Origin of the sequence: Prolixibacter bellariivorans ATCC BAA-1284 (assembly GCF_000621705.1) — a bacterium.
Lineage (GTDB): Bacteria > Bacteroidota > Bacteroidia > Bacteroidales > Prolixibacteraceae > Prolixibacter > Prolixibacter bellariivorans.
On the sequence record NZ_JHXO01000013.1, the window covers coordinates 50,575 to 66,267 of the forward strand.

At 45.7% G+C, this 15,693-nt stretch carries 12 protein-coding genes; 9 read left to right on the forward strand and 3 right to left on the reverse strand.

What is annotated here, in order from left to right; translation table 11 throughout:
- Window positions 1–9 precede the first annotated feature (9 nt).
- The 3 genes from porD (at window position 10) to T426_RS0117780 (ending at window position 3,588) form a co-directional block, all read left to right on the forward strand.
- Complete coding sequence (gene porD / locus T426_RS0117770) at window positions 10–915, forward strand: type IX secretion system protein PorD (RefSeq protein ID WP_025864882.1); 906 nt, start codon at window positions 10–12, stop codon at window positions 913–915.
- 21 nt (window positions 916–936) lie between these two features.
- The gene (gene recN, locus T426_RS0117775) at window positions 937–2,589 is read left to right on the forward strand and encodes a DNA repair protein RecN (RefSeq protein WP_025864881.1); all 1,653 of its coding nucleotides are present in this window, start codon (window positions 937–939) and stop codon (window positions 2,587–2,589) included.
- A gap of 147 nt (window positions 2,590–2,736) precedes the next feature.
- A complete protein-coding gene (locus T426_RS0117780) occupies window positions 2,737–3,588 on the forward strand; it encodes an enoyl-ACP reductase FabI (RefSeq protein ID WP_025864880.1) in 852 nt (283 codons plus the stop codon).
- A gap of 109 nt (window positions 3,589–3,697) precedes the next feature.
- On the opposite strand, the gene T426_RS0117785 is transcribed toward T426_RS0117780, so the two are convergent.
- The gene (locus T426_RS0117785; protein ID WP_025864879.1) at window positions 3,698–4,399 is read right to left on the reverse strand and encodes a phosphoadenylyl-sulfate reductase; all 702 of its coding nucleotides are present in this window, start codon (window positions 4,397–4,399) and stop codon (window positions 3,698–3,700) included.
- Between the two features lie 222 nt (window positions 4,400–4,621).
- On the opposite strand from T426_RS0117785, the gene cysD reads away from it, so the two are divergent.
- Together cysD and T426_RS0117795 are read left to right on the forward strand one after the other, a co-directional pair.
- Entirely contained in the window at window positions 4,622–5,527 is a 906-nt protein-coding gene (gene cysD / locus T426_RS0117790) for a sulfate adenylyltransferase subunit CysD (RefSeq protein WP_025864878.1), read from the forward strand.
- A gap of 83 nt (window positions 5,528–5,610) precedes the next feature.
- A complete protein-coding gene (locus tag T426_RS0117795) occupies window positions 5,611–6,882 on the forward strand; it encodes a sulfate adenylyltransferase subunit 1 (protein WP_025864877.1) in 1,272 nt (423 codons plus the stop codon).
- A gap of 135 nt (window positions 6,883–7,017) precedes the next feature.
- Here T426_RS0117795 and T426_RS0117800 read toward each other — a convergent pair whose 3' ends face one another.
- Window positions 7,018–8,538, reverse strand: coding sequence for an OmpP1/FadL family transporter (locus tag T426_RS0117800; RefSeq protein WP_025864876.1), 1,521 nt, complete (start codon window positions 8,536–8,538; stop codon window positions 7,018–7,020).
- A 56-nt stretch (window positions 8,539–8,594) separates the two neighbouring features.
- Complete coding sequence (locus T426_RS0117805; protein ID WP_153637550.1) at window positions 8,595–10,136, reverse strand: hypothetical protein; 1,542 nt, start codon at window positions 10,134–10,136, stop codon at window positions 8,595–8,597.
- Between the two features lie 105 nt (window positions 10,137–10,241).
- Here T426_RS0117805 and proS point away from each other — a divergent pair, with 105 nt between their 5' ends.
- The 4 genes from proS to tilS all read left to right on the forward strand — a co-directional run bounded on the left by proS (window position 10,242) and on the right by tilS (window position 15,660).
- A complete protein-coding gene (gene proS / locus T426_RS0117810) occupies window positions 10,242–11,717 on the forward strand; it encodes a proline--tRNA ligase (protein WP_025864872.1) in 1,476 nt (491 codons plus the stop codon).
- A gap of 179 nt (window positions 11,718–11,896) precedes the next feature.
- Complete coding sequence (pepT, locus tag T426_RS0117815; protein WP_234406737.1) at window positions 11,897–13,141, forward strand: peptidase T; 1,245 nt, start codon at window positions 11,897–11,899, stop codon at window positions 13,139–13,141.
- A gap of 94 nt (window positions 13,142–13,235) precedes the next feature.
- Window positions 13,236–14,231 (forward strand): YhdH/YhfP family quinone oxidoreductase, encoded by a 996-nt coding sequence (locus T426_RS0117820; RefSeq protein WP_025864870.1) that lies wholly within the window; start codon window positions 13,236–13,238, stop codon window positions 14,229–14,231.
- Window positions 14,232–14,331: 100 nt separating this feature from the next.
- Window positions 14,332–15,660 (forward strand): tRNA lysidine(34) synthetase TilS, encoded by a 1,329-nt coding sequence (gene tilS / locus T426_RS0117825; protein WP_051569020.1) that lies wholly within the window; start codon window positions 14,332–14,334, stop codon window positions 15,658–15,660.
- The last annotated feature ends 33 nt before the right edge of the window (window positions 15,661–15,693 follow it).

Consider the following 15,693-nt stretch of genomic DNA (forward strand, 5'->3'; position numbering starts at 1 on the left):
GATAAAGGTATGCAGAGAACAATCCTCGTTATTTTATTGGTTTTCTTTTCGGTTGCTGGATTTGGACAAGAGTTGCGGTGTAATGTGAGTGTGTCCAGTTCGCGGATTGAAGGGACCAATAAGCAGATTTTCCAGTCGATGCAAAAGGACATTTATGAGTTCATGAATAACCGCAAATGGACCGACAATGTGTTTTCGCAGGACGAACGGATTGAATGCAATATTTTTATTCAGATAACCCAGCAGGTGGCAGCCGACGAATTTAAAGGAACCATCCAGATACAGTCGAGACGGCCGGTTTTCAACTCGTCATACGAATCAACAGTTCTGAATATTAAGGATAATGATTTTCACGTAAGGTATGTGGAGTTTCAACCCTTGGAGTTTGACGAAACTTCCAATACCGATGCATTAACAAACATTCTGGCGTATTACGCATACATGATCATTGGTTTTGACTACGATACCTTTTCACCGCAAGGTGGAACGCCCTATTTCCAAAAAGCGCAGGACATTGTGAATCGTTCGCAGAATGCGAGGGAGAAAGGCTGGAAAGCCTACGAGAGCGACTACAATCGCTATTGGTTAGCCGAGAATCTGCTGAACCGCTCATACTCTTCTTTTCACGATTTGATGTACCGTTATTACCGGAAGGGATTGGATGTCATGGCCGATAAACCTGATGAAGGCCGGGCCGAAATTGCTGATGCATTGTCAGACATGCAGCGCATTTACCGGACCAAACCGGATACTTATATCAACCGTATTTTCTTCGATGCCAAATCCGATGAGTTGGTCAATATTTTTGAGAAGGGAACGCCGGATGAAAAGCGACGGGTAATGATAGTACTTTCCGAGTGTGATCCGTCAAACTCGGGGAAGTATGAAAAGATTCAAAAATCAGACGGACTTTAAACGCCACGAACAAAGATTACTATGTTAAAACGGCTAAAGATTCGCAATTATGCATTGATTCGGGAACTCGATGTGGAATTCCATCCCGGTTTTACCATTATTACTGGTGAAACCGGTGCTGGAAAATCGATTCTTTTGGGAGCCTTATCTCTGATTCTGGGACAACGTGCCGATACGACAGCATTGAAAGATACTGATAAAAAATGCGTGGTAGAAGGCGTTTTTAACGTCAGTGCTTATGGATTAAAAGAGTTGTTCGAGCAATATGATCTCGACTATGATGATCAAGCCATTTTCCGGCGGGAAATCAGCCCATCTGGAAAATCGAGAGCCTTTGTCAACGATACACCGGTGAATCTGAAAGCTATGCGTGATTTGGGATTACGCCTGGTGGATATTCATTCACAACACCAGAATCTCGAACTTAATAATCAGCATTTTCAGCTCACCGTAGTTGATCTGTATGCCGGTCACAACGATTTACTGGAAACCTACCGGGAAAAATTCCGGATTTACCGGAAAACGGTTCAGTCACTAAATGCTTTGATCGATAAAGCCGGGCAGTCAAAAGCCGATTTGGACTATTTCCGTTTTCAATTTGAGCAGCTCGAAAGTGCTTCACTGGTCGATGGCGAGCAGGCGGAGATGGAGAAGGAGCTGGAAACCCTCAATCATGCCGAGGAAATTAAAGGAAACCTGACACAACTCTTCGAACTGTTGAATGGCGACGGACCTTCGGTTGTTCGTGGTAGCAAGGACGGCATAAGTTTACTAAGCAACGTGGCCGGTTTTTTCCCGGAAGGAGAGGATTTACACCAACGCCTTGAGAGTGCTTACCTCGAATTGAAAGATATTGCGGACGAAGCGGAACGGGCAGCCGAAAGTATCGATTACGACCCGGGACGTATTGAGCTTTTGAATGAGCGATTGGACCTGATATATACCCTTCAGCAAAAGCACCGGGTAGAAACGGTGGCTGAATTAATAGCCATTCGTGAGTCGCTGGATGCGAAAATTTCCGATATCGATTCGTATGATTTGGAAATTGAAAAACTGGAAAAACAAAGAGATGTTGCCGAAGCGGAAGTGAAAAAACTGGCTGAGCAGTTATCAGAACAACGAAAAGAAGTGTTACCGGCCATCGAAGAACGTGTAAACACGCTGCTGCTGCAACTGGGCATGCCCAATTCACGTTTCCGGGTCGATTTGAACGCTAACGGAACTCCATCGGGGACCGGAATCGACGAGGTCAGTTTTATGTTTTCGGCCAATAAAAACGCCGAATTATGCGAAATATCTAAAGTGGCCTCCGGAGGAGAAATGTCTCGTTTAATGCTTTCGCTGAAATCGCTGATTTCGAAGTCGAAGGCTTTGCCTACCATCATATTTGACGAAATTGACTCCGGTATTTCCGGAGAAATAGCCGGAAAAATGGGTAGCATCCTAAAAGACATGTCTGCCGGGATGCAAGTCCTCAACATCACTCATCTTCCGCAGGTCGCAGCAAAGGGCGATTACCACTTCTGGGTATATAAAAAGGATACTGAACACGAGACGGTTACTCATCTGAAGCTTCTTTCGGAGAAAGAGCGTGTGGAAGAGCTGGCCAAGATGTTGAGTGGTGAAAACATTTCCGATGCGGCATTACAGAATGCACAGGAACTGCTCCGGTAACGGAGCTTTTTTTTGCTTCGCTGTGAACATTTTTAAGCATTATGGGTTGGAAAGGTGTTATTTAATAATCTGGTGAAAAAGGTTTGTTATAACTTTTATATTTTTGCCGCCTTTGGAAAAGAGATCAAGTTTTAAATATCTAAGATTATGGCTTATAATTTATTGAAAGGTAAGCGGGGTATTATTTTCGGTGCATTGGACAGCAATTCTATTGCCTGGAAAGTGGCCGAAAGAGCATACGAAGAAGGAGCTACCTTTACATTGACCAACGTACCGGTTGCACTCCGGATGGGGGAGACGCAGAAGTTGGCTGAAAAATGCAACACGGAAGTGATTCCTGCTGATGCAACAAATGTTGAGGATCTGGAAAAACTAATTGTCCGGTCGATGGAAGTTTTGGGTGGAAAGCTTGACTTTATCTTGCATTCCATTGGAATGTCACCCAATATCCGTAAAGGAAAACATTACAGTGACCTGGATTATGGTTTTCTTGACAAAACATTGGATGTGTCGGCACTCTCTTTTCACAAAGTGATGCAGACTGCCAAAAAGCTGGACGCCATTAATGAATGGGGCTCGGTTCTCGCGTTGTCTTATGTGGCAGCACAGCGCACGTTCTACGGATACAACGACATGGCTGATGCCAAATCGTTGCTCGAATCCATTGCCCGTAGCTTTGGTTACATCTACGGACGTGAAAAGAATGTGAGGGTTAATACCATTTCACAGTCGCCCACGCCCACAACCGCAGGAAGCGGTGTAAAAGGTTTTGACCGGTTGCTCGATTTCTCCGAGCGGATGTCACCGCTGGGGAATGCGTCAGCTGATGAGTGTGCCGATTACTGTATTGTGATGTTCTCCGATTTGACCAAAAAGGTCACCATGCAAAATCTGTTCAACGATGGAGGTTTCTCTTCGATGGGTATGAGCTTGCAGGCGATGGAGCAATACAATAAGGGCTTCCAATTGAGTGATGATCCCAAGCACAAATACGATTGATAAATAGGGTTTTGAAATTACAAGCATAAAAAAAGCGTCCGGTTTCCGGGCGCTTTTTCTTTTTCCATTTAAATAAAGGGACCTGGTCCCATTTCCCAATTCAAATATTTTATCGTTTGTGAAGGCCGCACTCCTTGGTATCGGGGTTTTCCCACCACCAGCGTCCTGCACGTACATCTTCTCCTTTCATAATCGCCCGGGTACAAGGCTGACAGCCAATACTCGGATAACCTTTGTCATGCAACGGATTATACGGAATCTTGTTTTCGTTGATATAATCCCAAACATCTTTTTCAGTCCACTCGATAAGCGGATTGAGTTTAATCAAACCGTTAGCCTCATCCCATTCCACCAACTTCATATCGTGACGGGTAACCGACTGATCGCGACGCAAACCACAAATCCACACATCCAATCCTTTAAAAGCCCGTTTTAACGGCTCGATTTTCCGGATATGGCAACATAGTTTTCGGTTTTCGATACTTTCATAGAAAAGGTTAATCCCTTTTTCACCAACCATTTCTTCAACCCGTGAAGCTTCCGGAAAGAAAACCTTGATTTTAATACCGTACCTGGTATTGGTGCGGTGAATTAAGTCATAAGTTTCAGGAAAAAGCCGGCCAGTATCTAATGTGAAAACAGTCGCCTCTTTATCAATCCCGGTAACCATTTCGGTAAGCACTTGATCCTCTGCTCCAAGGCTGCTGGATAAAGCTATCTTTCCCTTGAATTCGTTTAAAAACCAGGAAAGTACTTCGCCAACAGTTGCCTCCTGAAATTTTTCGTTCAGGTCATTAATTCTTTCTTTCATGCCCGATATGTTTGGGATTCATTCAATACGTGAATGCAAAAATAACGGTATTTTTCAAATCCGAAAGAGTGAATACGGATTGAGTTGATTAATTGTTTGCTTAACAGGGCAGTTTTTTTTGTAGAATATATATTTTTGTGCCCTGTTCGGGTACTTGTCTTTCAACAGAAAAAAATTAGGTGACACCCGCATAAGGATCAGATTCAGGAAAATCAAACGTCTATGGAAAAATATACCATAAATCATTTACGGGAACTGGAAGCAGAATCAGTCTTCATTCTACGTGAAGTGGCTGCACAATTCGAAAATCCCGTTATGCTCTTCTCAGGTGGAAAAGATTCCATCGTCATGTTTCACCTGGCGCGGAAGGCCTTTTTCCCGGCCAGGGTGCCATTCCCGTTGATGCACATCGATACCGGGCACAACTTCGACGAAACCATCAAGTTTCGTGATGAGTTGGCTGAATCGACCGGCACACGGTTGATTGTTAAGTATGTCCAGGATTCAATCAATAACGGACGTGCTGTGGAAGAGAAAGGACCGAATGCCAGTCGTAATATGCTTCAGACAGTGACACTTCTTGACGCTATCGAAGATGAAAAATTTGATTGCGCAATGGGCGGCGGACGTCGCGATGAAGAAAAGGCCCGTGCCAAGGAACGTTTCTTTTCTCACCGCGATGAATTCGGTCAGTGGGATCCGAAGAATCAGCGTCCGGAACTTTGGAACCTGTTCAATGGAAAAAAGAATGTAGGCGAGCATTTCAGGGTATTTCCCATCAGTAACTGGACGGAGATGGATGTATGGCAATACATTCTTCTCGAGAATATTGAAATGCCAAACCTCTATTATACGCACGAGCGCGAAGTATTCCAGCGCGATGGCGTATGGTTGGCGAAAGCACCTTTCATGGAATTGAAACCGGGTGAAAAAATTGAGAAGCGGAAAGTGCGTTGCCGGACTATTGGTGACATTACCTGTACCGGTTTAACACTGTCAACGGCTAATTCACTCGAAGATATCATCCAGGAAGTCGCCATCAGCCGCGTCACCGAAAGGGGAGGACGGGCCGATGACAAGCGCTCTGAAGCGGCCATGGAAGATCGGAAAAAGGAAGGTTACTTCTAACAGTGAACCGGCTTAACTCTTAATGATAACCTCACGGGAACTCCTTTCGATTACGGTTCCTGTATTTTAATTAAAACAGCGATATGTCTGGAAAAGAAAGCGGATATCTTGATATGGAGCTTTTGCGTTTTACCACCGCAGGAAGCGTGGATGATGGAAAAAGTACCCTTATCGGACGATTATTATATGACAGCAAAGCCATTTTCGAGGATCAAATGGAGGCCATTGAAAGGGCCAGTGTGGGTAAAGGTGGCGAAGAAGTTAACCTTGCCTTGCTGACTGACGGTCTACGAGCCGAGCGCGAGCAGGGAATTACCATCGATGTGGCGTACCGTTACTTTGCAACGCCCAAGCGCAAATTCATTATAGCCGATACTCCCGGGCACGTTCAATATACCCGGAACATGGTAACCGGAGCTTCAACAGCCAACGCTGCCGTTATTCTGGTTGATGCCCGCAATGGAGTCATCGAGCAGACCAGGCGACATGCTTATATTGCCGCGCTGCTGCAGATTCCGCACGTAATTGTATGTGTGAATAAGATGGACCTTGTCGATTTCAGCCAGGAACGCTTCGAAGAAATCAAGGCCGATTTTATGCAGGTTGCCGATCGGTTGGGAAACAAGGACGTACATTACCTACCCATTAGTGCCAAGTTGGGTGACAATGTGGTGGATGAGTCAAAGAATATGTCATGGTACACTGGCCGGACTTTCATCGGATTACTCGAGAATATTCCGATTGAACACGATGAAGATTTATCGGACCTGCGTTTCCCGGTACAGTACGTTATTCGCCCGCAGGCAGACGAGTACCACGATTATCGCGGTTATGCAGGCCGTGTTGCTGGTGGTGTTTTTAAAGTGGGCCAGGAAGTGGCCGTTTTCCCTTCCGGGATGAAATCGAAAATTGCTGCTATCGACTTTGGTGGTGAGGAAAAGCAGGAAGCATTCCCTCCGCAAAGTGTTACCATTAGGCTGGAAGACGATATTGACATCAGCCGTGGTTCCATGATTTCCGATGCGGAAAATCAACCTCAGCAAGGTCAGGAAATAGAATTAATGGTTAGCTGGCTGAGCGAAACGCCCATGGCACTTCGAAAAAAATACACACTGCTGCATACCTCAAACGAAGCACGCTGTATGGTAACCGAGGTGCTCCACAAGGTAAATATCAATACCCTGGAAGAGGTGACGGATGACAAAACTGTTGGATTGAATGATATCGCGCGCATTCGCATTAAAACGACCAAGCCGCTTTTCTTCGATTCGTATAAGCGGAACCGGAATACAGGAAGCCTTATCCTGATTGATGAAGCGACCAATAACACCGTAGGTGCCGGTATGATCCTCTGATATTTCGACGAAGAATAAATCGCATTTTCATACAAAATAAAAATCCCTGTCTCAGTTGAGGCAGGGATTTCTTTTAATCGTAAGTCGTAAAAGAGGAGGCATTGATTGCCTCCTCTTGCATTATAAATTGGTTGGTTAGAAGCGAAATGCCATGGTAAACATTACGTCGTGTACCAAGCTGTGGTATTTAATGGGTTCTACTTGAACACCGTTTACCTGGAACGGATAATTGTAACGGGTCAGATCCGTTAGACCATAGGCAATATCGAGGCTGGTGTTGCCAAAACGGAAACCAAGACCGCCGTTATAGGTCACGTGCTGGTAATTCGAATTCGGTTGCGAAACACCACTTACCGTCGATTTATATGGACTTCCGTAATACTCGTAACCACCACGCAAACTGACGGCAGGAGTCACCCGGTATTCACCACCTACCCGGATATTACCGATAGATTGGTAGTAATTGCTGATATCCTGGTTTTCGGAATAGAAATCATAACCATCGCTACCGTGGCGCAGTTTGATGTTGTTGTAGTTCACATACTCATAGTCGACCGAAAGCAAGCCTTTCTTTCCAAACTGGTAGGCAACGCTACCGATAGCACGGAAAGGCGTCTCCAAATCGTATTTGTAATCACCATGAGGCGTTTCTTCACGATGACTGCCAGCTCCGGCACCTACACTTGCGTCAAGATTAGAAGACATCCAGGAATGGTAATTCTCCTTCAGATTGAAGAATGTTGGGGTGTGTACCGCAGCTCCCAATCGTAACTGGGGAATCGGCCGGAAAATCATACCCACTTTGAAGTTGAATCCAAGCCCGGTTGTTCTGAGGTAATTGTAGTAATCGAAGTTACCGAACCCACCGTCTTCACCGTAGGTTGATGTTTCGAGATAATACAAGTCGTCGATTCCTACCGTTGCTCCGATGTAGAATTTATCACTGAAGTTGGCTCCCAGTGCCAGTACATACTCATTAATGTAACCTTCGCGCTGGATAGCGTAGCGCTGATTAACGGTTTCGTTCTGGTACAGAATCGAATTGTACTTATCATCTCCTGCACCGGGATTGGCCACATCGATCAGATAGTTTTCCCAGGCCATTTTACTTTCCCACGGAATTCCGTTGTAATAGGGATCGTAACTGTCGGTTGTTACCAGGTCGTTGTAGTTAATGCCATTGGTATTCTGGGCGAAAGCATCCATCCGTGAATAAGGTGAATTCATGGCTTCTGAAAGCGAATTCTGATGGAAGTTGCGCAATCGGTTAAAGCCAAGTCCAAAGTTGACTGATACCAAACCGCTTTCCGTATCACCGGGACGATAAGTTCCTACATATCCTGCGTTCTGAAAGCTGAAATTGTATTTGGAATCATCGGCCGTATATCCCTGGTTGGTTGCCTGGGTTTTATCGAGTCGGAAGACGTTGGGAGTGAATGTCATTTCCGAGCTGCGATAAACTGCTATTCCCGCGGGATTGATGCTGAGTGATGAAAAGTCACCTCCCAGTGCGCCAAAGGCGCTACCCATTGCTTTCGCCCGGGCTGTAACTCCATAGCTCTGTTGAGACAGCGTTAATGCCTGGTCAACATATTGAGCTGAAGCATATAGTGTCAGTGCCAATAGCGCACCGATGGTCATGATTATCTTTTTCATTGTCAAAAGGAATTAAAGTTCTTCATCATTCTTTTGTTGGAACTCGTCACAACAAATTACCTTCTTCTACCGGAATAACTTCCGCCGCTACTGCCGCTGGAACTACGGCTTCCTCCACTTGATGAAGGTGCGCTGTATGATCTTCCACTGCTTGAACTACCGGATGAACGGTAACTGCTACCGGATGAGCGATAACTTCTGGTCGAACTGCCGGAACGGTAGTTCGATGAACTGCTCGAACCACGACGGTATGAACTGCTTGAACGAACTGCAGAACTACGTGTGCCCGAAGTACTGCTCGGTTTGCTGTATCTACTGTAACTCGATGACGTACTACTGGGCCGTGTATATTGTCTGGTCGTTGATCTGTTATAAGTTGCCCGAGTATTCATTCTCGGTTTCGAGTAGCTCGGCGTATACCTCCTGGTTGTCGTTGTTGTTTGAACTGCAGAACGACTTCGGGTAGTTGTTTGAGTCTGAACCCTGGGACGGCTCATGACCGTTCCTGAGCTTGAACGAACTGATGAAGAAGTTCCCCTACGGAGACTCGTCTGTACCTGACTATTCCTTCTCGGCGCGCCGGAATACGTTCCGGATTGACGAGTTGATGTGGCCGCACGCGTTGTTGTCGTAGTACCACGATTAATCGTACCTGCTTTGGTTGATGATGTGCCCGGGCGGGTTCCCTGCAAACGGGTTCCGGTAGCACCGGCACCACCAATCGTTCTTCTTCCTGATGATGTAGATGAAGAAGCATCTTTTACCACTCCGGAAGCAGATGACCGGGAAGAACCAACCGGAATGGACCGGCCTAAAGCCTGCCCACGATTGATGCTACTTCCACCGTAATTGATGGCATTGGAACCACCCTGGCGGCCAGTATAATTTCTTCTTCCGTGATAACGATCGACAGGATTTACAACAACTGGATATCCCCCGCCATAATATGGGTAACCTCCCCAACCACCATAGTAGGAATTGTACGGGTACCCCCAACCACCATAATACCAGGGACTGTAATACCCACTCCAACCGTAGTAGGAGTAAGGAGATCCCCAACCATAATACCAGGGATTATTCCAACGGCTGCCCCATCCGAAACCCCAGCTAATGCTCCATGATGGTCCGTAGTAGTACGGATCCCACATATAACTATCCCAGTAGGGGTCGTAGAAATAAGGGTCATGAAAACGGCGGATACGTGAGCTGTAGCTCATGTTATCGCTAGGTTCGTAGTAATTGTTGATTACATATTTAACCGAGTCATCATCATTGTAATAGGTGGTGTCGGCATAATCGGGCTGGTCGTTATAGTAGTATTCATCGATATTTCCATACGAATTTGAACTACCATCCTTCAGTACGTAGTTGTCAACGGTTTTTCCATTGGCCGATTCCTTAATATTGGAAACAACCTGTTCCCGTTGAGGAGTGGTTTGTTTGGGTTGTGAAACACTGGTATGTGCCACAACTGGGGGCGGGGTATCGCCAGGCGAGTAATAAATGTCGTCGACATACCCGCTCGTTACCATTGAACCGGTGGAACATCCACCCAGGAAAAGCGCAATGGCAGTAAGCAGTTTTAGTCTTGATTTCATGATTATGTCCTCCCAAAAGTATTTAATATTCTTAGAGAATTTCTTTACTTTGTAAGCTTGAAAATTCACTGCAAATAAAGCAAATTCCATACCAAAAGATAGAAGATGGCGAAGGAACTAACATCAAAAGAAGAAAATTATTCACAATGGTACAATGATCTGGTTGTGAAGGCCGATTTAGCGGAGAACTCAGCTGTTCGTGGTTGCATGGTAATCAAGCCATACGGTTACGCTATCTGGGAAAAAATGCAGGCTGAACTGGATCGAATGTTTAAGGAAACCGGACACGAAAATGCCTATTTCCCGTTGTTCATTCCTAAATCATTCTTCTCGAAAGAGGCCGATCACGTTGAAGGATTCGCCAAAGAGTGTGCCGTAGTAACTCATTACCGGTTAAAAAATGACCCGGATGGTAATGGGGTAGTGGTCGACCCTGACGCGAAACTGGAGGAAGAGCTGATTGTACGACCGACTTCGGAGACCATTATCTGGAATACCTATAAAAACTGGATTCAATCATACCGCGACCTTCCACTATTGATAAACCAATGGGCAAACGTTGTGCGTTGGGAAATGCGTACCCGCATGTTCCTTCGTACCTCTGAATTCCTTTGGCAGGAAGGCCATACAGCTCATGCTACGAGGCAGGAGGCAATGGAAGAAACGGAACGTATGATTAATGTGTATGCAGATTTTGCCGAAAACTATATGGCGGTTCCGGTCATCAAGGGAGCAAAATCGGCTAATGAACGTTTTGCCGGAGCGTTGGAAACTTACACCATCGAAGCATTGATGCAGGATGGAAAAGCACTTCAATCCGGAACGTCGCACTTCCTGGGGCAGAATTTTGCCAAGGCATTCGATGTGCAGTTCACCAATAAAGAAGGGAAACTTGATCATGTGTGGGCTACTTCCTGGGGCGTTTCTACTCGCTTGGTAGGTGCACTGATTATGGCTCATTCCGATAATAATGGTTTGGTGCTGCCTCCGCGTCTGGCACCCTACGAAGTGGTGATTGTTCCGATTTATAAAAAGGCGGAACAACTGGCGGAAGTATCAGCCAAAGTGAAGGAAATCATGGCCAGGCTTCGGAAAAGAGGCATTACGGTTCGATATGACGATCGTGACTCACAGCGCCCTGGGTGGAAATTTGCCGAGTATGAAATGAAAGGCGTTCCTGTCCGTCTGGCTATAGGACCACGTGACCTGGAAAACGGAACCGTTGAGGTTGCTCGTCGTGACACGCTGGAGAAATCGGTTCAGTCACTCGAAAATATTGATCAGTATGTGGAAGATCTGCTGACTGAAATTCAGAATAACATCTACCAAAAGGCATGGAATTTCCGCAAGGAAAATACCGTGAAGGTGGACACTTATGATGAGTTTAAAGAAGTGCTGAATACTAAAGGCGGATTTATTCTGGCCCACTGGGACGGTACTCCCGAAACAGAAACCCGTATCAAGGAGGAAACCAAAGCTACCATCCGCTGTATCCCGTTCGAAGGGGAAGAAGAGGAAGGCAAATGCATAGTCACCGGCAAACCTTCAAAAAGAAGAGTCTTGTTTGCACTGGCTTATTAAGTTGGTTGCATCACCATATTTGAGAAAGGAGTTGTTTCGGCAACTCCTTTTTTCGTTAATGATTTCCCCATTAGATTGAGAAATAATGAGATTCGTCAGTTTCACCACTTTACAGCGATTTTTTGTACTTCTCTCTCGTCGAAATTAGCTATATTCGGACTCTTAAATCTGCAAATTTGATGATAAAAATGGAAAACCAGGTTGTCGACCGTTTTGTCGGTTATGTAAAGATAAACACCCAGTCCGACTCCAAAACCGGACTTACGCCCAGCACACCGGGTCAGATTACTTTTGCACAAAAACTTGCCGAAGAGTTGAAGCGCATCGGACTCGAAGATGTGGAGCTGGATGATAATGGTTATGTGATGGCGACGCTCCCTTCGAATATTGACAAGGAAGTTCCCACGGTTGGATTTATCGCTCACATGGATACCAGTCCCGATTTCTCGGGTAAGAACGTGAATCCGCAGTTCGTTGAGAATTATGACGGAGGTGATATTGTCCTGAACCAGGAAGAGGGAATTGTATTATCCCCGAAAAAATTTCCTGATATAAAGAAATATACCGGTCAGCGATTAATCGTGACAAACGGTATGACTTTGCTTGGCGCTGATGATAAAGCCGGATTGGCTGAAATTGTGACTTCGATGGAGTACCTGGCCAGTCATCCCGAGATCAAACACGGTAAGGTACGTGTTGGATTTACGCCTGATGAAGAGATTGGTCAGGGAGCCGATTATTTCAATGTGGGAAAATTTGGAGCTGACTTTGCTTATACCATGGATGGCGGCGAAATAGGTGAATTGCAGTACGAGAACTTTAATGCGGCTTTTGCACGGGTAATTGTACATGGAATTAGTGTACACCCTGGGTCTGCCAAGCATAAAATGAAGAACTCGATGCGTATTGCCAGCCAGTTTATCAGCATGCTTCCACGCCACGAAACGCCTGAGCATACCGAAGGCTATGAAGGGTTCTATCACTTGTTGTCGATTAACGGAAACGTTGAGCGTACCGAACTGGAATATATCATTCGTGATTTCAAGAAGGACCGCTTTGAAGATCGTAAAACGGAAATGGAACATATCGTACGCAAAGTTAATGCTGAATTTGGCGAAGGTACAGTGGAACTGGAAATGAAAGATCAGTATTATAATATGCGTGAAAAAGTGGAGCCGGTTCTCTACATTATTGACATGGCTGAAGCGGCTATGAAAGAAGTTGGTGTTGAGCCGAAGATTGAACCGATTCGCGGTGGAACCGATGGAGCACGTCTTTCATTTATGGGATTACCTTGCCCTAACATCTTTGGAGGCGGACATAATTTTCACGGTAAGTTTGAATTCATTCCGACCAAATCGATGGAAAAGGCATGTCATGTGATTCTCAAGATCGTCGAGAAAGTTTCAGCGATGGAAAAGTAAAGCAACGTTGCGAATAAAATATATAGGCAGCCTATGAACGGGCTGCTTTCTTTTTTGTTAGTATGATAGAGAGAATAAAGAAAGGAACATTGAAATGACAGATACAACATTCAGAGCTTATCGTGTATTTGAAGAGAACGGAGCGTTTGTCCGCAAATTAGTAAACCGTTCGGTGAATGAGTTACCCGAAGGCGAAGTACTTATTCGGGTAAAATATGCCGGACTTAATTATAAGGATGCACTTTCGGCTTCGGGCAACCGGGGCGTGACTAGAAATTATCCGCATACGCCGGGAATCGATGCCGCGGGAATTGTGGAAGATAGTTCATCACCTTTATTCAATCAGGGAGATGAGGTAGCTGTAACATCATACGATTTGGGTATGAATACCGATGGTGCTTTCGCGGAATACATTCGCGTGCCGGCCGACTGGATTGTACCGTTACCCAAAGGACTAACGCTTGCCGAAAGCATGGTGCTGGGAACTTCAGGGTTAACGGCGGCCCTTTCGGTGAAACGGCTGTTGGATGCTGGTCAGAAACACGTCGACGGACCGGTGGTTGTGACAGGTGCAGCTGGCGGAGTGGGAAGTCTGGCTGTAAAAATCCTGCTAAAAGAAGGTTTTGAGGTTATCGCCGCCACATCGAATTTGGAAGACAGCCGGGAGGTGATTGAGAAGCTCGGAGCTCATCAGCACATCGATAAATCGGAAACCGATGACCAGTCGGGACGGCCGTTGATCCGTCCGAAATGGGCCGGTGCTGTTGATGTGGTGGGAGGTAACACATTGGCGACGTTGCTTAAGGCCTGCAAATACGGTGGGAATGTAACCACTTGTGGGAATATTGGTTCCGGCGAATTGAATACCACCGTTTATCCGTTCATTCTGAATAACATTTCGCTTTTGGGGGTCGATTCACAGAAAACGCCGCTGGAGGAGCGAAAAGCGGTTTGGGAAAAACTGGCCGGTGACTGGAAGCCTGATGGGCTTGATGATTTGGCGACATTTATTTCGCTTGACGAACTGGAGAATTATATTCAGCGGCTGCTGAATAAAAAGAACCGGGGACAGGTCGTTTTAAAGTTGTAATTGAATTTCCCAAAATTATATCAACCGGAGAATGGCTTAAATCATTCTCCGGTTTTCTTTTGGTTAAAGGTATTATCGTATTTTTGAATAAATTGAAGTGATGATAAACGAACTGGTCAGTTATATCCAACGTCATAACTTGTTTACTTCGGGTGATACGATCCTGGTTGCCGTTAGTGGTGGAATGGATTCGGTCGTTTTGCTCGATCTGCTTGAAAAGGCAGGTTATGCATTGGGCATCGCGCACTGCAATTTTCATCTGCGCGGCGAAGAGTCGGATGGAGACGAAGCACTGGTAGCCAGGCTGGCCGAAAAATATGGCCGGCGTTACTATCATCAGGCGTTCGATACAGAGCAATATGCCGATGAACACGGCTATTCCATCGAGATGGCTGCCCGTGAGTTGCGTTATGACTGGTTCGAGAAAATCCGGGCTGAAAATCATTACGACGTGATTGCTGTTGCCCATCACCGCGACGATTTGCTGGAAACCTTTTTCCTGAATCTTTCCAGGGGAACCGGGTTGAAAGGAATGACGGGTATTAAACCGAAAAATGGGCGGGTGGTTCGTCCGCTGTTATTTACCACACGCACCGAGATTGCCAATTGGTGCATCGAACATGAGTTGGAATATCGTGACGACTCGTCAAATGCCAGCCTCGACTACCAGCGAAATAAAATCCGGCATCAACTGTTGCCCTTAATGGAAGAACTCAATCCCTCTTTCCGCGAAAGCTTGCAGAAAACCATTCATTACCTGAAGGATGTTTCCACTATCTATTTCCAGGAAATTCAGCAATGCTGGGAGCGGGTTGCCATCAGGAAGGGGAGGGAGTACCATATTTCTATTAGTGAATTGAAATTACTGGATCCTCTCAATACTTACCTGTTTGAGTTTTTGAAGCCTTTTCATTTCAATAGCGAAGTGGTAGCGCAGATTGAGGAAACACTGGATGGCGAGCCGGGAAAACAGTTCTTTTCTCCAACCCACCGTGTGGTTCGGGACAGGGAACATCTCATCATTACCCGGCTTCCCGAAATGGAGAAACAGGTGTATTACATCGATGAAGGCCTGAAAGATTTGACAAAACCACTGTCTATACAAATACGCAAGGTGGAAAGAAACCAGCATTTTCGGATTCCACGCTCAGCAAAAGTTGCTTGCATCGATTTGGATAAAATTCAATTTCCATTGAAAATCCGGAAATGGGAGCCGGGTGATTATTTTCGTCCGCTGGGAATGAACGGCTTTAAAAAGTTGAGCGATTTTTTTATCGATGAAAAGATGAGTCTTCCCGAGAAGGAAAATACCTGGCTGGTAACCAATGGTGAACAGGTGGTGTGGATTATCGGTAAAAGGATTGACGACCGCTACAAAATTACGGATGAAACGACCCGGGTGCTGGAACTGGTAATGGGTGGAAAATAAAAAATCCCCCCACCATTGAAGGCAGAGGGACAC

Coding starts and splice junctions, on each gene's coding strand:
- porD (WP_025864882.1), top strand. CDS start 10: ATGCAGAGAACAATCCTCGTTATTTTATTGGTTTTCTTTTCGGTTGCT.
- recN (WP_025864881.1), top strand. CDS start 937: ATGTTAAAACGGCTAAAGATTCGCAATTATGCATTGATTCGGGAACTC.
- T426_RS0117780 (WP_025864880.1), top strand. CDS start 2,737: ATGGCTTATAATTTATTGAAAGGTAAGCGGGGTATTATTTTCGGTGCA.
- T426_RS0117785 (WP_025864879.1), bottom strand. CDS start 4,399: ATGAAAGAAAGAATTAATGACCTGAACGAAAAATTTCAGGAGGCAACT.
- cysD (WP_025864878.1), top strand. CDS start 4,622: ATGGAAAAATATACCATAAATCATTTACGGGAACTGGAAGCAGAATCA.
- T426_RS0117795 (WP_025864877.1), top strand. CDS start 5,611: ATGTCTGGAAAAGAAAGCGGATATCTTGATATGGAGCTTTTGCGTTTT.
- T426_RS0117800 (WP_025864876.1), bottom strand. CDS start 8,538: ATGAAAAAGATAATCATGACCATCGGTGCGCTATTGGCACTGACACTA.
- T426_RS0117805 (WP_153637550.1), bottom strand. CDS start 10,136: ATGAAATCAAGACTAAAACTGCTTACTGCCATTGCGCTTTTCCTGGGT.
- proS (WP_025864872.1), top strand. CDS start 10,242: ATGGCGAAGGAACTAACATCAAAAGAAGAAAATTATTCACAATGGTAC.
- pepT (WP_234406737.1), top strand. CDS start 11,897: ATGATAAAAATGGAAAACCAGGTTGTCGACCGTTTTGTCGGTTATGTA.
- T426_RS0117820 (WP_025864870.1), top strand. CDS start 13,236: ATGACAGATACAACATTCAGAGCTTATCGTGTATTTGAAGAGAACGGA.
- tilS (WP_051569020.1), top strand. CDS start 14,332: ATGATAAACGAACTGGTCAGTTATATCCAACGTCATAACTTGTTTACT.